Source organism: Providencia sp. AGC89, assembly GCF_053543535.1.
On sequence record NZ_JBIXLP010000060.1, the window covers coordinates 1 to 24,160 of the forward strand.

The window sequence follows — 24,160 nt, forward strand, 5'->3', positions numbered from 1 at the left end:
GATGTCGACCCACGCAAAGCAGCGGTAGCGGCTGCCATTGCCCGTGCTAAGGCGAAGAAAGCGGCTCAGCAACCTACTGCGGCTGAATCGGTGGCAGAAACAACTCCCGATACAGATGTCGACCCACGCAAAGCAGCGGTAGCCGCTGCTATTGCGCGTGTTAAGGCCAAAAAAGCGGCTCAAGCAGAGCAAGTTGCCCAAGAAGAGTTAACTCCAGCCGCAAAACAACCTATTGAAGAAGAAACTGACCCGCGGAAAATTGCGGTTGCTGCTGCTATAGCTCGAGTAAAAGCGAAGCAGGCTCAAAAACAAAATGAACAAATGACGACAGAGTAAGTGATAACCAGATGAAATTTAGGCCTATTGACGCAAAAAATCGCCGTTTAAAAATTGCGAGTGCACCATTTACTCATAACAAACAAAGCACGAGTTTAGTCATGCTTTGGGTACTTTTAGCTGCAATACCCGGTATCGCAGTTCAAATTTATTTTTTTGGGGTTGGTACTCTGTTCCAAATATTGTTAGCCATGTTAACAGCCGTATTAACGGAAGCTGTTTCTATTAGGCTACGTGAAAAGCCCATTGTTCCTGTATTGAAAGATAATTCAGCGATTGTCACTGCCTTATTATTAGGGGTTAGTCTTCCCCCCTTAGCCCCTTGGTGGCTTATCGTCTTAGGGACTTTCTTTGCGATTACTATTGCTAAACAATGTTACGGTGGTTTAGGTCAGAACCCTTTTAACCCAGCGATGGTGGGTTATGTGGTGTTATTAATCTCTTTCCCTGTCCACATGACAAATTGGCTTCCACCACATGAGTTACAGAACCTTTCTATCTCCCCCTTAGATAGTTTGTCCGTCATTTTTAATAGTCATACCTTAACGGGTATCTCTCTTGAACAGCTTCGAACAGGAGTTGACGGAATGAGCCAAGCAACCCCTCTGGACAGTTTTAAAACCGGTTTGCTGACCCATTCAGTCACCGAAGTACTACAGCAACCTATTTTACAAGGGTCACTAGCAGGGATTGGTTGGCAATGGGTCAACGTTGCTTACCTGATTGGTGGTTTAATTATGATCAACCGCCGGATAATTAGCTGGCACATACCGCTTTCGTTCTTAGGGACATTGGCAATTTTATCCGTAGTTAGCTATTTAATTGATGACAGCCGCTTTGCACCACCACTGGTTCAATTACTTTCAGGTGCCACGATGTTAGGCGCATTTTTCATTGCGACAGACCCAGTGACTGCCTCAACAACCCCTAAAGGCCGAATTATTTTTGGTGTAATAATTGGTTTCTTGGTTTGGGTGATCCGTGTATTTGGCGGCTATCCAGATGCTGTCGCATTTGCAGTGTTATTGGCGAATATAACCGTACCGTTAATTGATTACTATACGCAGCCACGTGCGTACGGTCATGGACATAAATAAGGGCCACCGATGTTAAATACAATGCGACGCCATGGTGTCATCTTAGCTATCTTTGCAGCAGGAACTACCGCTCTGAGTGCAGTTGTCTATACGTTAACTAAAGATACCATTGCTAAACAAGCTGCTATTATGCAGAAAAAGTTACTCGACCAAGTTATACCTAGCAATTTATATGATAATGATTTAACCAAAGAATGTTATTTAGTCAAAAATGAAGCCATACTGGGCAATACGCAACCAAGGCACCTCTATATTGCCCGTAAAAATGGTGAACCTGTTGCTGCTGCTTTAGAAACAACGGCTTTAGATGGTTATTCAGGTGCAATTCATCTATTAGTAGGTACCGATTTCAACGGGACAGTCCTTGGTGTTCGAGTCACTGAACACCATGAAACGCCTGGTCTAGGTGATAAAATTGAGACACGCATTTCAGATTGGATCACCTATTTTAGTGGTAAAAAGATTAATTCAGATAATGACCCCAAATGGGCAGTTAAAAAAGACGGCGGCGAGTTTGACCAATTTACAGGGGCAACCATAACCCCTCGTGCGGTGGTCAACGCCACTAAACGCACCGCCGTTTTTATGCAACATGTTCCGCAACAACTGTCGAATTATCCGAGCTGTGGAGAAGAATAATGAGTGAAACTAAAGACCTGTTACTGCAAGGGTTATGGAAAAATAACTCAGCTTTGGTCCAATTATTAGGGCTTTGCCCTCTCCTTGCTGTTTCATCAACAGCAACAAATGCCCTAGGCCTCGGTTTAGCGACTACATTAGTTTTAGTTTGCACTAATATTGCGGTGTCTGCGCTACGACGTTGGGTACCATCAGAGATCCGTATTCCAATCTATGTCATGATTATTGCTTCGGTGGTGAGTGCAGTACAAATGTTAATTAATGCGTATGCATTTGGGCTATATGAGTCTCTTGGTATTTTTATCCCGCTGATCGTCACTAACTGTATTGTCATTGGCCGTGCAGAGGCATATGCATCGCGTAACCCTGTTCCATTATCAGCGTTAGATGGGTTCGCCATGGGATTAGGAGCAACAGCGACCTTATTTGTGCTTGGCTCTATTCGTGAAATTTTAGGCAATGGAACTTTATTTGATGGCGCTGACCTTTTATTAGGTTCTTGGGCAACATCTCTTCGTATTGAGGTATTACACCTTGATTCTCCTTTTTTACTCGCTATGCTACCTCCGGGCGCCTTTATTGGCCTAGCCTTGCTATTAGCGGCAAAATACCTAATTGATGAAAAAATGAAGAAAAGAGCTGCTTTACAATTGGGCCAACAACCCACTCGTGAGTATGAAAAACAACAAGGTTGTGGCAGCCATATTTCTTAATAATGATATTATTGTGAGCAATGAATAAATCAAAACGTATTGAAATACTAACTCGTCTACGCGATAACAACCCACATCCTACGACAGAGTTACAATTTAACTCCCCGTTTGAGTTACTGATAGCTGTTTTGCTTTCCGCTCAAGCGACTGATGTGAGCGTCAATAAAGCAACGGCAAAACTATACCCCGTCGCGAATACCCCCGAAGCCATAATGGCTCTCGGCGTCGATGGTATTAAAGAATATATTAAAACTATCGGGTTATTTAATACCAAAGCAGAAAGCGTATATAAAACCTGTAAGATTTTAGTCGAAAAGCACCACAGCCAAGTACCCGAAGATAGAGATGCACTCGAAGCCTTGCCCGGCGTAGGCCGTAAAACAGCAAATGTTGTGCTTAACACCGCGTTCGGTTGGCCAACTATTGCGGTTGATACTCATATTTTTCGGGTATGTAATCGCACTAATTTTGCACCGGGGAAAAATGTCGTTGAAGTCGAAGAGAAACTACTCAAGGTTGTTCCTGCAGAGTTTAAAGTCGATTGCCATCATTGGTTTATTTTACATGGCCGTTATACCTGTATTGCACGCAAACCTCGTTGCGGCTCCTGTATTATTGAAGATTTATGTGAATTTAAAGAAAAAATATACCCTGAAGATTAACTTAGTTATGGCTCTATTTGGTTATAGGAAAAACAGTCTGTTAGCGACTAATCTTGTTTGTAACGCATTTTTTCCTTGCTCTAAGACTTTGTCTTACGTAACAATAGAGCCAAACTCAACCTCAATTAAACGGTAAGTATGTTTCAAAACAACCCACTGCTCGCGCAACTTAAACAGACGTTACATGCCCAGACCCCACGCGTTGAAGGGCTGGTAAAAAGCACAGAAAAAGGTTTTGGCTTTCTCGAAGTTGATGGCCAAAAAAGTTACTTTATTCCACCTCCACAAATGAAAAAAGTAATGCACGGTGACCGTGTAATTGCCAGTGTTCATACAGATAAAGACCGTGAATTTGCTGAACCAGAAGAGCTTGTTGAGCCTTTTTTAGATAGGTTTGTTGGGAAAATTCAGAAAAAAGAAAATGATAATCGCTTATTTGTCATTCCCGACCATCCTTCACTCAAAGATATGATTTCCTGCCGTCCCATTAACGGCCTTACCCACGAATTTAAGCAAGATGATTGGGTTGTTGCCCACATGCGCCGTCACCCTTTAAAAGGTGATAAAGGCTTTTATGCAGAAATTACCGAATACATTACTGAGGGTGATGACCATTTTGCACCTTGGTGGGTAACGTTACGGCGTCACCAATTAGACCGTGACGAACCGCAAATGGTTGATAGTGAACGTGACGATCAAGGCATTGAACGGACTGACTTAACCCATTTGCATTTCGTTACTATTGATAGCGCAAGCACTGAGGATATGGATGACGCCCTGTATGTTGAAAAAACAGCAGATGGCGATTTAAAACTTTTCATCGCCATTGCCGACCCTACAAGCTATATCCACGAAGGGAGTGAACTTGATAAACTGGCATTAGCGCGCTCTTATACCAACTATTTGCCCGGTTTCAATATCCCGATGCTGCCGCGTAAATTATCTGATGACCTGTGCTCCTTACGCCCAAATTTACGTCGCCCTGCTTTAGTTTGTACAACGTTAATTAAATCAGATGGTAGTATCGATAATAATATTGAGTTTTTCAGTGCTTGGGTTGAATCAAAAACAAAACTGGTTTATGAGGAAGTCTCTGATTGGCTTGAAAATGTAGGTACTTGGCAACCAGCAAATGATACAGATAAACAGCAAATCGAACTACTCAAAGAAATGGCTGATAAACGGTTACAATGGCGTGAAAATAATGCTTTAGTCTTTAAAGACCGCCCAGATTATCGTTTCGTGCTAGATGATAAAGGAAATGTAGTAGATATCGTTTCTGAACGTCGTCGCAGCTCAAATCGTATTGTTGAAGAAGCAATGATCACCGCTAACCTCTGCGCAGCTGCTGTATTAAAAGAAAAATTAGGTTTTGGCGTATTCAACGTGCATATGGGGTTTGAACCTCTGCAAATTGAACAGGTTGTCCAAACACTCAAAGACCATGGTATTGAAACAACTGCTGAGTCTTTGCTATCCCTAGAAGGTTTCCGCCAACTACGTCGTCAGTTAGATGCACAACCAACCCAATTCCTTGATAGCCGCATCCGTCGTTACCAAACCTTTGCAGAGGTTAAAGCGGACCCCGGTCCACACTTTGGTTTAGGTTTTGATGCATATGCCACATGGACTTCCCCAATCCGGAAATATACCGATATTGTTAACCATCGGCTATTAAAGTCCATCATTGCAGGCAAACCTTCACCTGATAAACCCTCAGAGGAACTATCAATAAAACTAGCCGAACGCCGTCGTGCCAACCGCATGGCGGAACGTGATGTTGGGGACTGGTTATATTCTCGATACTTAAAACCATTTGCAGGGACTGACACAAAGTTCCCAGCAGAAATCATTGATATCACCCGTGGCGGTATACGAGTTCGGTTAGTGGATAATGGCGCAGTCGCATTTGTTCCTGCACCGTTTATTCATAGTGTACGTGATGAAATCCAATGTAGCCAAGAAACCGGGGCTGTACTCATTAAAGGTGAACAAGCCTATCAATTGAACGATATTATTAACGTTACTATCGCAGAAGTTCGTATGGAAACACGTAATATTGTTGCACGCCCAGCAGAATAACTATTCTTGTGCTAATATTTAAAGACCATAAGTTAATGCTTATGGTCTTTTCTTTGTCTAACAATCCGTCATTTGGTTAAAGTTCGCATTAAACGTTAAATTTCGCTGTCCTTGCAAAACATTTTCCTGATTATTCTTATTCGTAATTGTACGTGTCATGGTATTTTATGATTTGTCTAATACGCACTAAGGGTTATAAAAATGAAAATAGTCAGCAAACGTATTTTATCATTCATGGTGATCGCCACTGTCGCTATTAGTGTCAGTGCGTGTTCCAACATGTCTAAGCGTGATAAAAACACAGCAATTGGTGCAGGTGTAGGTGCTGTTGGTGGTGCTGTCCTAACGGGAGGAAGTTCATTAGGTACCGTAGGTGGTGCTGCTATTGGTGGGATTATCGGTCATCAGGTTGGCAAATAAGGCACTACTAACTACACTTTGCCCGCGCTTTCATTCACGCTCCTTAGTTTTTAAATAGCGCTCTTTACGAGCGCTATTTTATGGCTTTAGCCACCCGCTAATTTAACTTGAAAACCTTTGGCTTCGAGGTGTTGTTTTATCACATCGCGCTTATCACCTTGAATTTCGATATTACCCTCTTTTACTGCACCACCACAGCCGCATTTTTTTTTAAGTTCTGCAGCCAGTTTATTTAGTTCAGTATCGTCAAGATCAGTTCCAGTGATCACACAAACCCCTTTCCCTTTACGTCCAGAAGTCTCACGGCGTATCCTTACCACTCCATCACCTTTGGGCCTTTCGATTTGTGGTTTTTCTTCTGCTATACGCCCTACATCTGTACTGTAGACCAATCGGCTGTTGTGTTCACTCATACTAAACCTTTAATAGATTGATTGATTTGCTGTAAGGTCAATGCGGGGTTTTCACTACGCGTTATAGGCCGGCCAATAACCATATAATCTACCCCTGCTTTTATTGCATCTTGCGGCGTCATAATACGACGCTGATCACCAACCTCACTCCCAGCAGGACGGATACCTGGGGTGACTAATTTAAAGTCAGAGCCGCATAATGTTTTCAGTCGTTGTGCTTCATGGGCGGAACAAACCACCCCATCAAGACCACATTCTTTAGTGAGCACAGCCAATCGTTCTGCATGTATAGCAGGAGATACGTTAATACCCACACCCACTAAGTCAGACTCATCCATACTGGTTAACACGGTCACAGCCGTCAACAACGGTGCCTCTTTCCCATAGACCTCAAGTGCTTGGCGGGCAGCTTCCATCATTCGAGCACCGCCACCAGCATGAACATTTACCATCCATACCCCCATTTCTGCAGCAGCAGCTACAGCACGAGCAACGGTATTCGGAATATCATGGAATTTTAAATCTAAAAAAACATCAAAACCACGCTCATGGAGCGATTTAACAAATTGAGGACCATTAAAAGTGAACATTTCTTTGCCTACTTTTAAGCGGCAATCACGAGGATCTAAGCGCTCAACAAACGCCAAAGCTGCGTTAACATCTTCATAATCAAGTGCCACAATGATTGGCGAATATGTCTGGTTCTCAGTTGAGGAAATCATTTCTTAGCCTTTAAAAAGTCATATTTATTTGAAAAAAGTGACGCTGTCACTGCCCATCTAACCCGCGAATTGGTTTTATTGTGTCCCAAGAGCGACAAGATGGGCAATGCCAATATAATGAGTGCGAAGTGAAACCGCATTTATGGCAGCGATAATCCGGTTTTGTGCGAATTTGTTCCCCGACCATTTTACGTAATAAGATCAAGCTTTCTTTTGCTCGACCTTCTTCAGCTTCTTGTAAATGGTAGTCCATTAAGCGATAGAATAAGCGCATGGTTGGGTGACGTTGAATTTGGTCATTAATGTAACTCGCCGCAGCTTCATGATTTTGTTGTTCAACGATAATATCTGCAAGATAGAGTTCGGCAATTGCACCTGAATTACCCGCAACACATTGACGAAGGTAATTCTCCCATTCATTAGATTGCCCTGTGTGTTGATAACAGTCATAAAGTAAAGGAAGAGTATCTGCAACAAGTTCTCTATCTTGTTCATAGACCTGTTTTAGCACATTAATTGCTTTATCATAATTACCTTGCTCAATAAATAACCGCCCTTTCATTATTGAGACACGAGCACAGTTTTTATCCGCTTGTTCTGCTTTATTTAATAATGTAAGGGCATCGTCAAGGTCATCACTGGCTAATTGTTGAGTCGCTAACTCACAGTAAAAATGTGCAATCTGTTCACGTAATTCATTATGACCTAACTTTACCAATTTACCGGCGGCCTCAATGGCATTTGTCCAATCACTCGTTAATTGATAAATATTTAAAAGCGATTGTAATGCACTGAGTTTGAAATCCACCTCATCAGTGAGTTGTTGGAACATGCTTTCAGCACGGTCATAAACCCCCGCCGCCATATAATCACGACCAAGTTGCTGAGTTGCCAAAAGACGCTGTTCAAAAGATAACGCCGCACTTTCCACCAGCGATTGGTGAATACGAATGGCGCGTTCAACTTCCCCGCGTGAACGAAATAAATTACCGAGAGTAAGGTGGGCTTCAAAAGCGGAGCTATCTTCATTTTTTAGCATATCGAGGAATAAATCGACAGCTTTATCTTGTTGATTAGATAATAGAAAGTTCACGCCTGTCACATAATCACGTGACAAGCGATTCGCATGTTGTTGCTTATCTTGTTGAGCACTTCTGCGCCCCATGTACCAACCATAAGCAGCAGCGACTGGTAGCAGCAGAAACAGCAACTCGAACATACAGGATTATTCCTTGTTCTGAGCCGTCACTAATGAGGTTGAGTCAGAAATATTACTTTCTCCAGCACCTAATTGTGATTCTAAACGTCTAATTTTACGACGTGCATTTTTTAGACTAACCACCATGCGCAGATAGAATACCGCACACACCAACCAGCCTAGCACAAAACCGACACCAAAAAGTGATGCAAGCAGGGTCGATAATGAGAAATCCCCTTTTGCAATCAGGTAGTTAAATGTAATAACCTGATCATTGCTTGAACCTAGCGTAATCGAAATAATAAAAAATGCGACAGCTAGTAATAAAATCAGAAAGTATTTCACATTTTTTCCCGTTATCAGTTCTTATTCATTCAATAATATCTACCTGATAAGGTAGCATTTCCAGCGCATTCAGACAAAGTAATTTATTTTATACAACGCTTAATTCAACCTAAAAATACCCTATCTCCCACTGCTTGCTGAAAGATTAGTCTGCTTTGCTTCTAAACCAACGAAATTGCAATACCCCGTACCCTAATATTGCAAAGCTAGCGCTGATGACTACTGAAGCAATAATGTCAATTGGCCAGTGCATTCCTAATAGCATACGACTAAATGCGATACCTTCCGCCCAAACAGCGAGGCCTATCGCTAATATATACAGACGTTGCTGCCAAAAAAGAGCAATCAGCAATAAAGCCCAACCAGCAGCAAATAACATGTGCCCTGATGGAAATGAATACCCTGTTTCAGCTTGCCAATGCTTACGTTGCCATTTAGCAACAGAGTTATCCTGCTTAACGGTATTTTTAACTAATGCTGCCCGCTCAGACCTTTTTAAATCATAAAATTCGGTTGTTGGAATATGATGTTCAGTTGCTAACCAAGCCACATAAGGCCGTGGCTCTTTAAACGAATTTTTTAGCAGGGTTTTTACCCCTTGTTGAAGTAAGATCACACTAATAACAACCAGTAAAACTTTTAGCAGATGCGTTTTCTCTGTACGAAACGCGAAAATGACAGCCCCGATAAATAATAAAGAAGTCAAAATGCTGTATGGAGCGCCAGCAGAATTAGTTAACCATAGTAACCATTTACCGACACCTGATTGGTTTTCTGGTGACCAATGCCAGCCCGCCATAATCATTAACATGGGTGGAATAATCAACAACAGCGCAAAAGCACAAACGACCAAAATAGTTTTTCTCATTTAATGCATTCCATAAATATAAATCTAACTAAATCAATAAATATTACATTCACCCATTATTAACTCTGTTATAGTAATACACCATTGGTAGTGTGCAAAGAAAACCAACCTCTATATGCTAAACGTCATATATCGTCGATACATTATACTCACTGTACTTTATATCGATAAACGTTATTAATTAAGCAAGAGTTACTTTAACTAATGAATGAAAATATGCAGCTAAAACGTGTTGCCGAGGCAAAGCTACCCACACCTTTCGGTGAATTCTTAATGGTAGGTTTTGAAGAAATAGCAACTGGTCGTGATCATGTAGCGTTAATTTTTGGCGATATCTCTGGAAATGAGCCGGTACTTAGCCGGATCCATTCCGAATGTTTAACAGGAGATGCGCTATTTAGTCTACGCTGCGATTGTGGTTTTCAATTAGAAGCCGCGCTTTCTCAGATTAGTAAAGAAGGCCGAGGGGTATTACTTTACCATCGTCAAGAAGGACGAAATATTGGCTTACTAAATAAAATCCGTGCTTATGCTTTACAAGATCAAGGTCTTGATACCGTTGAGGCAAATATCAAATTAGGCTTTAAAGCTGACGAACGTGATTTTACCTTATGTTCTGATATGTATAAATTACTCGGTATTAACGAAGTCCGTTTATTGACCAACAACCCACAAAAAATCGAAAAGATGCGTGACGCGGGTATTAACGTTATTGAACGTGTACCACTTATTGTTGGGCGCAACCCTAGTAATGAGCATTACTTGGATGTAAAAGCACAAAAAATGGGTCATATGTTGTTTAAGCACCAATAGCCCCCCTCACAGGAAGAGCGTCACGCTCTTCCTTATACCTTTTTAAATTTTCACCGAATATAACAACCCTGATGGTTGCATTTATTAACTGCTATATTCACTTTCTTTCTATAAGGTTTATACTGTTAGCAATATTATTACCTTGATAAATACGCTTAATCATTTAAGTTTGTTTTTCAAACAACAAGGAGATATTGTGAACAACCTGCCAACCATTCAACGCATGAGAAGACTGCGTAAAACAGAAAAGCTCCGCACTTTATTCCAAGAAACTCAGTTAACTATTAATGACTTATGTCTACCTATTTTCGTTGAAGAAGAACTTGATGATTATATGCCGATTGCCAGTATGCCCGGCGTGATGCGTATTCCTGAAAAACGTCTTGCTTATGAAATTGAGCGGATTGCCAATGCAGGTATTAAATCTGTGATGACTTTTGGTGTTTCTCATCACCTTGATGATAATGGTAGCGATGCATGGCAAGAAAATGGCCTTGTTGCGCGAATGTCCCGAATTTGTAAAGAAACGGTACCTGAGATGATTGTTATGTCAGACACCTGTTTCTGTGAATATACCTCACATGGTCACTGTGGTGTGATGCATGGCCATATTGTTGATAATGATGCAACTATCCATAACTTAGGGTTACAAGCTGTTGCAGCTGCACGGGCTGGTGCTGATTTTATAGCTCCATCCGCAGCAATGGATGGTCAGGTAGCTGCTATTCGTCAAGCTCTTGATGCCGCCGGCTTTACGGATACAGCAATTATGTCTTACTCAACAAAGTTTGCTTCCGCATTATATGGCCCTTTTCGTGACGCCGCGGGTTCTTGCTTAAAAGGTGATAGAAAAACCTACCAAATGAACCCAATGAATCGCCGTGAAGCGTTACATGAGTCATTAATTGATGAGCGTGAAGGTGCTGATGCATTAATGATTAAGCCTGCAGGAGCGTATTTAGATATCATCCGTGACTTGCGTGAACATACCCAATTACCGATTGGGGCTTACCAAGTGAGTGGGGAATACGCTCAAATTAAATTTGCAGCTCAAGCAGGAGCAATTGATGAAACTCGCGTGGCACTCGAAACGTTAGGTTCTATTAAACGTGCAGGAGCTGACTTAATTTTTAGTTACTTCGCCCTGCAATTAGCCGAAGACAAGGCGTTATAATTTTCATCAGTCTATAGATGGCAACAAGGTTATTTGTTGCCATCTATACCCTATTTATATTTAGGTCCTACCCAATTAATGACTAACGAGAATACTGTTGTAGTCCCTTTTGTTGCTCTTAATTACTTGTAATGCTTGTTCCTAATCCAGCAAGCTGATTTTGATACATATCTTTTGTTTTATTCTGCTTATCTAACTCAGTTTGCAATTTATTTAAGCTAGTTGTACATGAATTCATTTTTTCCTGTACGTAATTTTGCACTGAAACATTCAATTCTTTACTATAATTCTGAATTTTATTTTCATGTTCTGTACTGAGTTCATTCTTTTTGTTTTGTAATTCTTGGATTTTATCTAATGCTACAAAATATTGTTGTACGTTTTCCATAAAATTGCGACCCTCGAGATTTGGAACCTTGGTTTTTCCTGAAAACTCTTTGTGTCCGTCCTTTAACTCGAAACCAAATTTTTTCATCGCAAAGGAATCACTGGTTAGATAGCTTTTCCATGTAGTCTTTATCTCCCCGACAAAACGACTATTCTCTACCTTAAACATTTCTCCCTTTATCGCCTTATCTAATGAATCTCCTATATCAGGAATTTTTTTAACCAGCTCGTTTCTTTTAGTTAGTGATTTATTTTTGTTATTTTCAATACCCGTATCAAGTTGCTTAATGCCTTTATTATAGTTTTCAATTGCCGCTGCTATTTTTTCAGTAACTAGCCCTTGATGATCCTCAGCCAGTAAAGAAACAGCATCAGGCGTTTTGAGAAATTTAATTTCTAATTTCTTCTTATTTATTTTTTCTTCAGTCTTGATAATGTCATTTTTAAGTCTGTTAAGTTCATTCTTTGTATTATTATATTTTTCTATCAAATTCGATTTTTTTGTTTCTAATGTGCATTTCTCTTTTGCACCTATTGATGCTAAAAGCGTTGTTTTGACAAAATTTAATTTTGTACTCTTCTCTTGAAGCATGCCTGAGTTTTGTGAATTAAGTTTCGTGATAAGTTTATCTATGCGGGATTCAAACACCTCCGTCCCGCCACTCATCAGTCTATTAAATTCGGAGCTATCAGTACTATTAGTGATCTTTGCAATATTACCGACTAACTTATTCAGTTCATTGAGCGGTTTTTTTGATACCTTACTTGACACCTCTAATTTATTGAGTGCGTTAATAAAACGCTGGGGTTGGCTTATCGTTGCCATAATATTATGTTCCTTTATTAAGTAAATGATATTTTTACAGATGCATTGCACCCTCAAGAATATTTACCTAACAAACATGAGACAATTCACTTATTTTGAAAAATTATTATTTCTTCGGAATATATCAGAATGACAATATGGAAGCCTCTTATAATGCCACATACAGCAACACTGTATATAAACACAGTATTGCCGTTTTTGGTCATTTTAGAAGAATAAATAAACAGAAAAAGTCCAAAACACTTTCAATCGATTATTTTTCAAGCTGTAACTCTAGCTGTTTCGATAACCCTTGTGCATATCTCTGCGCTTCTTCTGGTGTTAACAAGCCCGCAATCAATAAATCCTGTTTCCCTGAGGACGTTTCTGCGACCACTCCCCAATACTCGACCTCAAAGCTAATACTCTTAGGGTCTTGATCAGGCATTGGTAAAATATCAAAATAATCTTTTAATGGAGCAATGGTGATAGCGGTATAATCTGCATTTAAACCGAGTGGAAATTCTTTATCCGCGTACAAACGTAAGTCATGCACTTCCGTTTCAGGTGTTCTCATAACGATAGAATATAAATTAGGGATATGCTCTAAAATGTCACGAACCTCTTCATTTGCCCCATCAAAATGAGAAGTCGTCAATAAAATGTCTGCTGCCCACAATGCCCCTTTATAGAAATCGGTTTCATTGATATCTGCCATATTTATTTCCTTTATAGTGTTTTCGATAAGTTCAATCACTGTATGGTTGATGCAGAAGCGATTACATTTATATTATTTTCAACAAAGAAACTGATTTATAGCGAACTACACCCTATTCTTAAGCAATAATGATAATCGTGTTCCCCTTTAATTGGTCATCTATTTATTACCATAGCCCAGAATCGAAACGAAAAAATTGAGAAAGAACAAGATTAATAAACAAGATAATATATTTAAAAAAAACGTCTGCTGGGCGAACCATGCAGACGTTATTGCAGTAAAAGTTAGTGTAACATTTGTCTTATTACATAATGTAAAATACCGCCATGACGGTAATAATCCATTTCTGTCGAGGTATCAATACGACAGCGCATGGTAACGTCCTTTACCTCACCATTGCCGTAAGTAATTTTAACGACAATGTCTTGCCCTGGCACAAGTGACTGTAGACCATTAACATCAATACGCTCATCACCTTTTAACCCTAGTGTTTTACGGGACTCGCCATCTTTAAACTCTAAAGGAACAACCCCCATTCCAATTAAGTTAGAGCGATGAATACGCTCATACGACTCAGCAATCACAACCCTAACACCTAACAAATTGGTCCCTTTAGCTGCCCAGTCACGGCTAGAACCCGAACCATACTCTTTACCCGCAATGATAGCCAATGGACGTTTGTCTTGTTGATATAACATCGCTGCATCATAAATCGCCATTTGCTGCCCTGTTGGGATATGCAATGTGTAGCCACCCTCAACCCCTGGCACCATTTCATTACGAATACGAATGTTTGCAAATGTCCCTCTCATCATCACCTCATGGTTACCACGACGTGACCCGTAAGAGTTAAAATCCGCAACCGCAACACCATGCTCTTGCAAATAACGTCCTGCAGGGCTCTCTTTTTTGATGTTACCCGCAGGTGAAATATGATCTGTTGTAACTGAATCGCCAAGGATAGCTAAAATATTTGCACCATGAATATCTTTGATTGGTGCGGGTTGAACTGACATCCCTTCAAAAAAGGGTGGATGGCGAATATAGGTTGAATCTGCCTGCCAATGGTAGGTTGATGAACTTTCAACTTCTAATGCACGCCAAGCCTCATCACCGTCAAATACCGCATTGTATTCTTTACGGAACATATCCGTTTTAACTTGCTGCACTGCCTGAGCAATTTCAACACTAGAAGGCCAAATATCTTTCAGATAGACATCATTGCCCTGCTTATCTACACCTAGTGGCTCATTCTTCAAGTTAATATTCATATTCCCCGCTAATGCATACGCGACTACCAAAGGCGGTGATGCTAGCCAGTTAGTTTTCACTAATGGATGAATACGCCCCTCAAAGTTACGGTTACCTGACAGCACCGCCCCAACAGTTAAGTCTGTTTGCTTAATCGCATCTTCTATCGGTTCTGGTAATGGCCCTGAATTACCAATACAAGTCGTACAACCATAACCGACAAGGTTAAAACCTAATTTATCAAGATAAGGGGTTAAGCCCGCGACGGCCAGATAGTCAGTAACAACTTTAGAACCTGGTGCTAATGAGGTTTTCACCCAAGGCTGGCGCATTAACCCTTTTTCAACCGCTTTTTTCGCTAGTAACCCTGCGGCCATTAATACGCTTGGATTAGATGTATTAGTACATGATGTGATTGCGGCAATCACAACCGCCCCATCTGTGAGTTCAAAAGTTTTATTTTGATATTTCACTGTCGGTTGTGCATTTTTTTCTTTCTTATTAACTTCTAATTCAACTGCACCGCGAAAAGCTTTAGGGACTTGGCTTAGCTCAACTCTGTCTTGTGGACGTTTAGGCCCAGCAAGGCTAGATTCAACTGTCGACATATCAAGTTCTAGCGTACTGGTGAAAATTGGTTCATCACCAACGTGACGCCATAAGCCTTGCTCTTTACTATATGCTTCCACCAGCGCGACTTCATCATCGCTACGGCCGGTTAACCGCATATATGACAATGTAATGTCATCAATAGGGAAAAAACCACATGTTGCCCCGTACTCCGGTGACATATTCGCAATGGTCGCTCTATCCGCTAACGGCAAATCGGCTAACCCATCACCATAAAATTCAACAAATTTACCGACAACACCATGTTTACGTAGCATTTGTGTTACCGTCAGCACTAGGTCTGTCGCAGTGATCCCTTCGGATAATTTCCCTGTTAATTTAAAGCCCACGACATCAGGGATCAGCATCGAAACTGGCTGACCTAACATAGCAGCTTCTGCTTCAATCCCACCCACACCCCAGCCAAGTACACCTAGCCCGTTGATCATCGTAGTATGGGAGTCAGTTCCTACTAAGGTATCAGGATAAGCGTATAACTGACCGTCAATTTGTTCGTACCAAACCGCTTTACCTAAATATTCTAAGTTAACTTGGTGGCAGATCCCCGTACCTGGTGGAACCACTCGGAATCGATTAAAAGCCTTTTGGCCCCAACGCAAAAATAGATAACGTTCATGATTACGTTTCATTTCAATTTCGACGTTTTCACCAAATGCAGATTGTGTGGCAAATTCATCCACCATAACAGAGTGGTCAATGACTAAATCTACCGGAGATAATGGATTTACTTGTTCAACATTCCCCCCAAGAGACTTAACGGCTTCACGCATCGCCGCAAGGTCAACAACTGCGGGAACACCCGTAAAGTCTTGCATGAGTACACGAGCAGGTCGGTAAGCAATTTCCCTGTCTGCGTGCCCCTTTTTTTGCCAATCAATAATCGCTTGTAAGTCTTGTTCTACCACCGAGGTTCCATCAATATGACGCAGTAGATTCTCAAGTAGGACTTTTAAAGATTTAGGTAACTTAGAACCGTCACCAAGTTTTTTAGCAGCACGTGCTAAGCTGAAGTAATGATACTGCTTGTTTCCAACAGTGAGCATGGAAGCACTGTCTGATTTTAGGCTCAACGACATAACTCCTCCTTGGTTTTTATAACTATAACGATAGGTATTAGCTACCGCCCTTATTTTTTTGTTAACCAATTGTAATCATAGTTGCTTTAGAAATTTGATTTATAGATTTTGTGCCAAATTTTGAATTCCTATCTATTTATCATAGGAAATTTAAGTTAAGAAGGGAAATTGATACATTGAAAATATATGGTCAGTGAACAGTTGCGTAGGTAAAATAAAGTGACTAGCCTTCTTGAATAGCAAATTGTAGCTAGGTAGATAGCGCTATTAGTAACCATCCCCCTAGCTACAGTAAAGAATTAAATAATCGGCAACTTCATATCTTTAAAGAATTCTTCGATATCCTCATTATGCCTTAATGCGACTGCTTTATCGACGACATCACGCGTTAAGTGAGGTGCAAAACGCCAAATAAAATCATACATATAGCTACGAAGAAATGTGGTTCGTTTAAAACCAATTTTTGTTGTGCTATAGCTAAATTTATCGCGCATATCAATAACAACTAAATCACTGTCACTAATTGGGTCAACAGCCATACTGGCAATAATTCCGATCCCTAGACCTAACCTTACATAAGTTTTAATAACGTCTGCATCCGTAGCAGTAAAAATAATTTTTGGTTCTATGCCGACTTTTTGAAATGCAACATCGAGCTCTGAACGCCCTGTAAAGCCATGGGTGTAAGTCACAATTTGGTATTGGGCTATATCCTCAATAGTGACATTTTTTTTCGCGGCTAATGGATGGTCTTTTTGTACCACAACACAACGGTTCCAGTGGTAACACGGCAACATTATTAAGTCACTATACAAATGCAATGCTTCCGTCGCGATAGCAAAATCACTATTCCCCTTACAAACTTCCTCTGCAATTTGTGTCGGTGAGCCTTGTTGCATATGCAAAGAAACATGGGGATAACGCTCTATAAAACCTTTGATTACCGGCGGTAATGCATAACGTGCTTGAGTATGTGTGGTTGCAATACTCAAACTCCCTCTATCAGGATAGGTATGTTCCCCTGCCACCGACCGGATTGCCTCTATCTTAGACAATACCTCACGAGAAATACGTATAACTTCTTCCCCTGCTGGGGTTACGTGAGTTAAGTGTTTACCACTGCGGGCAAAAATTTGAATCCCTAACTCATCTTCAAGCATCCTTACTTGCTTACTGATCCCTGGCTGTGAAGTAAAAAGCCCCTCCGCAGTCGAGGAGACATTTAAGTCATGGTTAACGACCTCAACAATATAACGTAATTGCTGCAATTTCATATTTCAGTCTACCTCTTGCTTAATTATGTGGCTTTCACTATAGCTAAATAATATTAGTTATAACCAAAAGATATATATAACCAATTTGATATAACTAATATAACATTATTCAAACAAGAATAAACAGTATGATGATAAAATTTCATCTATACCTTACTTCTATCATTAGGGTCGTAAGAAATTGCAAAGACGGGTTAATTTAATTTCATAATGTGATTCAATAGATAAAATCAAACTGGAAAGATTTCCACTGCATTACCAATATTAATGAGTAATAGTGAAAATCAATATTCTCAACGAAGAGAGGTTGCTACATGCGTATAAATATTTTGGCTTTAATTATTGGTATGTCTACTATTTCTTTTGCCCCCCAATTGCTGGCAAAAGAAGTCTCTTATGGGCAACAAAAAATTGTCCTATCTGATTCAATCAACCCAGGGAATGACTTTTACCGCTATGTAAATGAGGATTGGATAAGCAAAGCCAAAATTCCAACAGGTATGCCACGTATAAACTCTTTTGTTGACTTGTATTTGAACACCGAAAAACAGACCCAATCTATTATTGATGAGTTACAAAAAATACCAGAAAACTCATTGAGTCATAATCAACGTAATATTCGTAATTTATATCTCAGCTACCTTAATGAGGAAGCCATCGAAAAATCAGGTCTCAGCCCAATACAACATGACTTAGACGCCATCAAAAAAGCTAAAGATCATAATGAAATAAGTGCGTTAATGACTCAGCCTGACTATAAATCACTGATTTCCTATTGGGTCGATTTAGATGCAAAGGCTCCTGATACTTACGTGTTATATCTTGGTCAAGGCGGGTTAGGGTTGCCAAATCGAAATTATTACCTTGAAGATACCCCTCAAATGAAAGATATTCGCCAAAGTTATATTGCTTATATCGGGACAATGTTGAAGTTAGCAGGTGAAACAGGTGTTGAGCAAAAAGCACAGAAGATTTTTGACTTAGAAAAGTCTCTTGCCACCGTTCATTGGAGCCCTGAGGCACGCCGTGATACTCTAAAAAATTACCATGCGATGTCCCTTGATGAAATGAAAAAATATACCCAAGGCTTTGATTGGGGTGCATTTATTAGCAGTAGAAAATTAACGGATAAACAACTTGAAAAAGTCATTGTGGAAACAGACAGCGCTGTTGAACAAACAGCAAAAATTTTCGCAGATACGCCTATTTCAACATTAAAAGACTATTTAACTTTTCAATATATTAGTGAGCATGCTCGCTATTTAAATAAAACCGTTGCTGATGCCCAGTTTGATTTTTACTCAAAAAAACTCAATGGCGTAGAGAAACAAAGAACTCGCCAAGAACGCGCACTACAAACAGTCAATTCCCTACAAGGTGAGCCATTGGGTCAAATTTATGTCGAAAAATACTTTGATCCACAGTCCAAAGAAAAAATTAAAGATCTCGTCAGTTATGTCAGGGGAACATTTAATGAGCGCCTGAAGGATAATGACTGGATGGATGACACCACTCGCCAAGAAGCATTAAAAAAACTAGAACAATTCACAGTAAAAGTCGGCTACCCTGACCAATGGAATGACTTTAGTACAATCAACTTAAACCCAAATACCCTCTTAGATAATTACAAACAGGTTCTAGCATGGTCATACGATGACATGATCAGCAAAATTGGCCAACCAGTGCGTAAATGGGAATGGGGCATGACACCGCAAACGGTTAATGCCTATTTTAACCCTGTACAAAATGAGATAGTGTTCCCTGCTGCAATTTTACAAGCGCCATTCTTTGACCCAAATGTTGACCCTGCTTATAACTATGGTGCCATCGGGGCAGTTATTGGTCATGAGATGGGCCATGGCTTTGATGACCAAGGCAGCTTATATGATGGTACTGGCCAGTTACGCAATTGGTGGAGCGATAGCGCAAAAGAGCATTTTAAACAAAAAACTGAGAAGCTTGTTGAACAATATAATGGTTTTGCTGTTGACGATTTGAATGTTAATGGGCAACTCACATTAGGCGAAAATATTGGCGACCTTGGCGGACTCAATATTGCCTTAAGTGCTTATAAACAATTCGTTAAAGAAAATTACCCGAATGGAGAAGCCCCTATTATTGATGGAACAACAGGGTTACAACGTTTCTTTATTGCTTGGGCGCGCACATGGCAAGAACTGTCAAATAAAGAGTCTGAACGTAACAAAATTATGACCGACCCACATAGCCCTAACCAGTTCCGTGCAAATGGCGTGGTACGAAATATTGATGATTGGTACCAAACTTTCGGTGTTGATAAAGATAGTGCGCTGTATTTAGCGCCAGAACAACGTATTCGTATTTGGTAATACAAAAATAAGGTTCGGGATACTACCCGAGCCTTATTTTTCTAACCTTCATCGAAACCGAAAACAAGGTTCTATCTTTTCACTAAAATACGCTAAATAATTCGAGTTGTGACTAGCGAGCAAATGCTGTAAGCCCTAAGAGCATAACAAAAGTATGTGACTAGGGTTAACAACCGTAGCCAACAACGCCACAGCTCGAAATATAACGAATATTATTTAATAACGCCGCAAGCCATCCTCGCCCCGCCGCCACCTAAAGCTTCAGGGTTGTCAGAATAGTTATCACCACCAACATGCACCATGAGAGCTCTTTCTTGGACATCTTTCAGTGATTTTAAGCGTGGTGCTAATACCGCATAGTTTGCATTGCCTTGGCTATCAGCAACTAAACCGGGTAAGTCACCTAAGTGGCCGCTATTATCGTATGGGCCTTTATGAACCCCGGTTTTTGCAGGGTCTAGATGACCACCAGCTTTTAATGCAGGGACAGATTTGCCATCTTTGTCTGCGGGTTCACAACTTGGGTTTTCATGGACGTGGAAGCCATGAACTCCCGCTTGCAAGCCAGCTAATTTAGGAGTAAACAGTAATCCGTATTCTGTTTCTGTGATAACAACCTCACCTATTGCTTTACCATCGCCAGTCGGCGTTGCCTCTTTTAATACTACGGTAGATTGAGCCGCATACGCAGTGCCCGCAGTAAATAATGCAGCCAGTAAACACATTTTTAACTTCATTTTGCCTCCGGTGGATAACGTTTATCTATCATTCCATCGACTTACCTTAATACATTCATAAGATAAGAATTGTACTGTTTTAATCATCATTATTAATGACAATATCTAAGTTAGCACAAATCTGTTATCGCTTTGGTGCTGTATTTGAGTTTAGTTAATAATTGGTGGTTATATCACAATAGTGCCATTCAATAAGGCCAAAGATCGGTATTCACCTCTAAATAACAAAGCCAGTCATTTCTGACTGGCTTTGATTTTTTAACGTAAAAGTAACCTGTTACTTTTCTTTGACGACCCATTTACCATCAACATAAAAAGCACTCCAACCCGTTGCTTTTCCGTTCTTTTCGGAAGAAACATACTGCTGTTTAGTCTTACGACTAAAACGCACAACAGTTGGATTACCTTCACCATCTTCAGCAGGCGCTTCTGCTAAATAGGCTAATTTTTCAGGCAGACGGTCTTTAAAGCGTTGTAGCTCAGCCACTAGAGGCGCACGAGTTTCCCTAGATTTAGGGAAAGTATTCGCGGCAAGGAATACCCCAGCTGCGCCATCACGCAATACAAAGTAAGCATCTGATTTTTCACACGGCAATTCCGGTAGTGGCACTGGATCTTCTTTCGGCGGTGCAACTTCACCACTTCTTAAAATTTTACGTGTGTTTTTACACTCTTCATTGGTGCAGCCCATGTATTTACCAAAACGCCCCATTTTCAGGTGCATTTCAGAACCACATTTGTCACACTCAATAACTGGGCCATCATAGCCTTTAATACGGAACTCACCTTCTTCGATTTCATAACCTTCACACGCAGGGTTATTACCGCACACATGTAATTTACGCTGGTTATCAATCAAATAGCTATCCATCGCAGTGCCACATTTCGGGCAACGACGCTTAGCTCTTAGCGCGTTAGTTTCCGCATCATCCCCTTCAAGCACGTTAAGAACTTCATCTTCAGGGATTAAATTGATCGTTTTCTTACAACGCTCTTTCGGTGGTAATGCATAACCGCTACAACCAAGGAATACCCCTGTTGACGCTGTGCGGATGCCCATATGCCGCTCACAATCAGGACAGGTTATTGATGTAATAACCATCGGATTAGTGCGCATTCCCCCTTCTTCTGGATCTTTTTCAGCAACATCGAGTTGCGTACTAAAGTCAGAGAAAAACTCATCGAGAACCGCTTTCCATTCCGCCTCATGATTAGCAACATGGTCGAGCTGATTTTCCATACGTGCGGTAAAATCGTAGTTCATCAAATCGTTGAAGTTTTCTTCTAAACGATCAGTAACAATTTCACCCATTTTTTCCGCGTAAAAACGGCGATTTTCTACTTTAACATAACCCCTATCTTGAATAGTCGAGATTATGGCTGCATAGGTAGAAGGACGACCAATTCCCCGTTTTTCTAATTCTTTAACTAATGATGCCTCACTAAAACGCGCTGGTGGCTTGGTGAAGTGCTGGCTAGGCAATAATTCGATTAATGATAGTTCCGTGCCTACTTGGATAGGTGGCAACGTTTTATCTTCATCGTTTTTGCGCAGCGCAGGCATCACTTTCGTCCAACCATCAAAACGTAACGTACGCCCTTTGGCTTTCAGTTCAAACTCTCCCGCTTTCACTGTTAAGGTTGTAGAGTCATATTTCGCAGGCGTCATTTGACATGCAATAAATTGGTTCCAAATTAATTGGTACAATCTTTTGGCGTCATTTTCCATATCTTTTAGTGAATCAGGTAACACATCAACACTAGAAGGACGGACAGCTTCGTGCGCTTCTTGAGAATTATCTTTGCTGCTATATACGTTGGCATCTTTAGGCAGGTATTTCGCGCCAAAGTTGTCATTAATATAGCCACGAACCATATCTAATGCATCTTGACTCAAGTTAGTTGAGTCGGTACGCATATAGGTGATGTAACCAGCTTCATACAGGCGCTGTGCCATCATCATGGTTTTCTTCACCCCAAAGCCTAAGCGCGTACTCGCTGCTTGCTGCAAGGTTGAAGTAATATAAGGCGCACTTGGTTTACTCGAGGTTGGACGGTCTTCGCGGTCAATAACCTCAAAGCGTGCTTTTTCAAGCAATTTTACCGCCGCTGTAGTTTGCGCTTTATTAACAGGCTTGAACGATTTACCAGATTGCGACGTAACTTCCATGCGTAAATTTGCAATGTCTTTATCCGCTAAATCAGCGTGTAATTCCCAATATTCTTCAGGAACAAACGCTTTAATTTCCCTTTCACGCTCAACAATCAGTTTCACTGCGACTGATTGAACACGACCGGCAGATAAGCCACGAGCCACTTTTTTCCACAAAAGTGGTGAGACCATATAACCCACAACACGGTCCATGAAACGACGAGCCTGCTGCGCATTAACCCTATCAATATTTAATTCACCAGGGCTATCAAAAGCTTGTGTGATGGCATTCTTTGTAATTTCATTAAACACAACTCGACTAAAACGAGATTCATCACCACCTATCACCTCACGCAGATGCCATGCGATAGCTTCCCCTTCACGGTCCAAGTCCGTTGCTAGGTAGATATGATCAGCATCTTCTGCCAGTGATTTCAGTTCAGAAACAACTTTTTCCTTGCCTGGCAGAATTTGATAATTCGCTTCCCAACCATGGTAAGGATCAATCCCCATACGCTTGACTAACGCATCACGAGGATCTTTTTTAACTTTCTTTGTTTTGTCGGTAGATGAGCCTGTACTCTTTTGTGAGCCGGTTTGTGAACCAGAGCCGCTTTTCGGCAGATCACGAATGTGGCCAACGCTGCTTTTCACAACGTAGCCACTGCCAAGATACTTATTGATCGTTTTGGCCTTTGCCGGGGACTCCACTATAACAAGAGCTTTACCCATATTTACCTTTACCTAAATATCAACAATGGCGCATTTCTACATTAAAATGCGCAAAATGAGAATCTCTTTTTTATATTGCGACACAATCACAATATATCAATAATTTTTTAAACAATTATTTGTGCTGAAACAAAACTTATAAACTCAGTCACGTTATTCTAAAAGAACACAAAGTCTTCTAGTTCACTGATTTTAACCAAATAAATGTGTTTAGCTGTCATTGAAAAACACACACTCTACCTGATAAAATGCTAGAAGCAACCAATTATTTTTTCAAGGAAGCCATGTTATGCAAGATAATCTACCAATCATTACAAAAGAAGAGTTACTTGAAAAAGCTAATGATATCATAAAGAAACATGATGACTATATTCATGGCATGTTTGTCAACGCTGTTGAGCAACATCGGGGTACTTTTGTGTTTAAAGGGGAATTTTTTCTAGATGAAAATAATATTCCCACATTAAAAAGTACGGCTGCTTTTAATATGTACAAACACCTAGCTCATGTTCTATCTGAACAATACCAACTAAGTAATAACAATTAGTTAACTATTAAGCTATTTAAT

Annotated in this window: 21 protein-coding genes and 1 pseudogene; 11 read left to right on the forward strand and 11 right to left on the reverse strand. The window is 40.5% G+C overall.

Features of this window, described 5'->3' with window-relative positions; all coding sequences use genetic code 11:
- The 7 genes and pseudogenes from ACIPUA_RS08330 to osmB form a co-directional block, all read left to right on the forward strand.
- Window positions 1-336, forward strand: a pseudogene (locus ACIPUA_RS08330) (electron transport complex subunit RsxC); the annotation flags it as partial.
- Between the two features lie 11 nt (window positions 337-347).
- Window positions 348-1,433, forward strand: a complete 1,086-nt coding sequence (gene rsxD / locus ACIPUA_RS08335) for an electron transport complex subunit RsxD (protein ID WP_449059555.1) — start codon at window positions 348-350, stop codon at window positions 1,431-1,433.
- A 9-nt stretch (window positions 1,434-1,442) separates the two neighbouring features.
- Window positions 1,443-2,072 (forward strand): electron transport complex subunit RsxG, encoded by a 630-nt coding sequence (gene rsxG / locus ACIPUA_RS08340; RefSeq protein WP_042843694.1) that lies wholly within the window; start codon window positions 1,443-1,445, stop codon window positions 2,070-2,072.
- Entirely contained in the window at window positions 2,072-2,785 is a 714-nt protein-coding gene (locus ACIPUA_RS08345; protein ID WP_048607238.1) for an electron transport complex subunit E, read from the forward strand. Before rsxG ends, ACIPUA_RS08345 begins: the two co-directional genes overlap by 1 nt.
- Before the next feature lie 20 nt (window positions 2,786-2,805).
- The gene (gene nth / locus ACIPUA_RS08350; protein WP_042843692.1) at window positions 2,806-3,447 is read left to right on the forward strand and encodes an endonuclease III; all 642 of its coding nucleotides are present in this window, start codon (window positions 2,806-2,808) and stop codon (window positions 3,445-3,447) included.
- 138 nt (window positions 3,448-3,585) lie between these two features.
- Entirely contained in the window at window positions 3,586-5,529 is a 1,944-nt protein-coding gene (locus ACIPUA_RS08355) for an exoribonuclease II (protein WP_071548123.1), read from the forward strand.
- 201 nt (window positions 5,530-5,730) lie between these two features.
- Window positions 5,731-5,949: an osmotically-inducible lipoprotein OsmB gene (osmB, locus tag ACIPUA_RS08360; protein WP_042843689.1), complete on the forward strand. Its 219-nt coding sequence runs from the start codon at window positions 5,731-5,733 to the stop codon at window positions 5,947-5,949.
- A gap of 86 nt (window positions 5,950-6,035) precedes the next feature.
- Here the strand turns inward: osmB and yciH are convergent, their stop codons facing one another.
- The 5 genes from yciH to ACIPUA_RS08385 form a co-directional block, all read right to left on the reverse strand.
- A complete protein-coding gene (gene yciH / locus ACIPUA_RS08365) occupies window positions 6,036-6,362 on the reverse strand; it encodes a stress response translation initiation inhibitor YciH (RefSeq protein WP_042843687.1) in 327 nt (108 codons plus the stop codon).
- Window positions 6,359-7,084, reverse strand: coding sequence for an orotidine-5'-phosphate decarboxylase (pyrF, locus tag ACIPUA_RS08370; RefSeq protein ID WP_449059556.1), 726 nt, complete (start codon window positions 7,082-7,084; stop codon window positions 6,359-6,361). The genes yciH and pyrF overlap by 4 nt, the downstream gene beginning before the upstream one ends.
- A 46-nt stretch (window positions 7,085-7,130) precedes the next feature.
- Window positions 7,131-8,303 (reverse strand): lipopolysaccharide assembly protein LapB, encoded by a 1,173-nt coding sequence (gene lapB / locus ACIPUA_RS08375; RefSeq protein WP_042843685.1) that lies wholly within the window; start codon window positions 8,301-8,303, stop codon window positions 7,131-7,133.
- A gap of 6 nt (window positions 8,304-8,309) precedes the next feature.
- Complete coding sequence (locus ACIPUA_RS08380) at window positions 8,310-8,627, reverse strand: LapA family protein (protein ID WP_042843684.1); 318 nt, start codon at window positions 8,625-8,627, stop codon at window positions 8,310-8,312.
- Window positions 8,628-8,772: 145 nt separating this feature from the next.
- A complete protein-coding gene (locus ACIPUA_RS08385) occupies window positions 8,773-9,495 on the reverse strand; it encodes a phosphatase PAP2 family protein (RefSeq protein WP_181468499.1) in 723 nt (240 codons plus the stop codon).
- A 216-nt stretch (window positions 9,496-9,711) separates the two neighbouring features.
- Between ACIPUA_RS08385 and ribA the strand changes: the two genes are divergently transcribed.
- Together ribA and hemB are read left to right on the forward strand one after the other, a co-directional pair.
- Window positions 9,712-10,308: a GTP cyclohydrolase II gene (gene ribA / locus ACIPUA_RS08390; RefSeq protein WP_042844326.1), complete on the forward strand. Its 597-nt coding sequence runs from the start codon at window positions 9,712-9,714 to the stop codon at window positions 10,306-10,308.
- Window positions 10,309-10,504: 196 nt separating this feature from the next.
- A complete protein-coding gene (hemB, locus tag ACIPUA_RS08395; RefSeq protein ID WP_048607246.1) occupies window positions 10,505-11,482 on the forward strand; it encodes a porphobilinogen synthase in 978 nt (325 codons plus the stop codon).
- 118 nt (window positions 11,483-11,600) lie between these two features.
- Here the strand turns inward: hemB and ACIPUA_RS08400 are convergent, their stop codons facing one another.
- From ACIPUA_RS08400 to cysB, 4 genes are all read right to left on the reverse strand, one after another.
- Entirely contained in the window at window positions 11,601-12,695 is a 1,095-nt protein-coding gene (locus ACIPUA_RS08400) for a hypothetical protein (protein ID WP_042843680.1), read from the reverse strand.
- A 253-nt stretch (window positions 12,696-12,948) separates the two neighbouring features.
- On the reverse strand, window positions 12,949-13,392 hold the full coding sequence (locus tag ACIPUA_RS08405) for a hypothetical protein (RefSeq protein ID WP_042843679.1): 444 nt from the start codon (window positions 13,390-13,392) through the stop codon (window positions 12,949-12,951).
- 284 nt (window positions 13,393-13,676) lie between these two features.
- The gene (acnA, locus tag ACIPUA_RS08410) at window positions 13,677-16,349 is read right to left on the reverse strand and encodes an aconitate hydratase AcnA (RefSeq protein WP_129465951.1); all 2,673 of its coding nucleotides are present in this window, start codon (window positions 16,347-16,349) and stop codon (window positions 13,677-13,679) included.
- 299 nt (window positions 16,350-16,648) lie between these two features.
- The gene (gene cysB, locus ACIPUA_RS08415) at window positions 16,649-17,623 is read right to left on the reverse strand and encodes an HTH-type transcriptional regulator CysB (RefSeq protein WP_042843677.1); all 975 of its coding nucleotides are present in this window, start codon (window positions 17,621-17,623) and stop codon (window positions 16,649-16,651) included.
- Between the two features lie 314 nt (window positions 17,624-17,937).
- Between cysB and ACIPUA_RS08420 the strand changes: the two genes are divergently transcribed.
- On the forward strand, window positions 17,938-19,971 hold the full coding sequence (locus ACIPUA_RS08420) for a M13 family metallopeptidase (protein ID WP_166686552.1): 2,034 nt from the start codon (window positions 17,938-17,940) through the stop codon (window positions 19,969-19,971).
- Between the two features lie 212 nt (window positions 19,972-20,183).
- Here ACIPUA_RS08420 and sodC read toward each other — a convergent pair whose 3' ends face one another.
- Window positions 20,184-20,708: a superoxide dismutase family protein gene (gene sodC, locus ACIPUA_RS08425; RefSeq protein ID WP_042843675.1), complete on the reverse strand. Its 525-nt coding sequence runs from the start codon at window positions 20,706-20,708 to the stop codon at window positions 20,184-20,186.
- A 277-nt stretch (window positions 20,709-20,985) separates the two neighbouring features.
- Complete coding sequence (topA, locus tag ACIPUA_RS08430; RefSeq protein WP_449059557.1) at window positions 20,986-23,592, reverse strand: type I DNA topoisomerase; 2,607 nt, start codon at window positions 23,590-23,592, stop codon at window positions 20,986-20,988.
- A 289-nt stretch (window positions 23,593-23,881) separates the two neighbouring features.
- Here topA and ACIPUA_RS08435 point away from each other — a divergent pair, with 289 nt between their 5' ends.
- Entirely contained in the window at window positions 23,882-24,139 is a 258-nt protein-coding gene (locus ACIPUA_RS08435) for a DUF2498 family protein (protein WP_042843671.1), read from the forward strand.
- Window positions 24,140-24,160 lie beyond the last annotated feature (21 nt).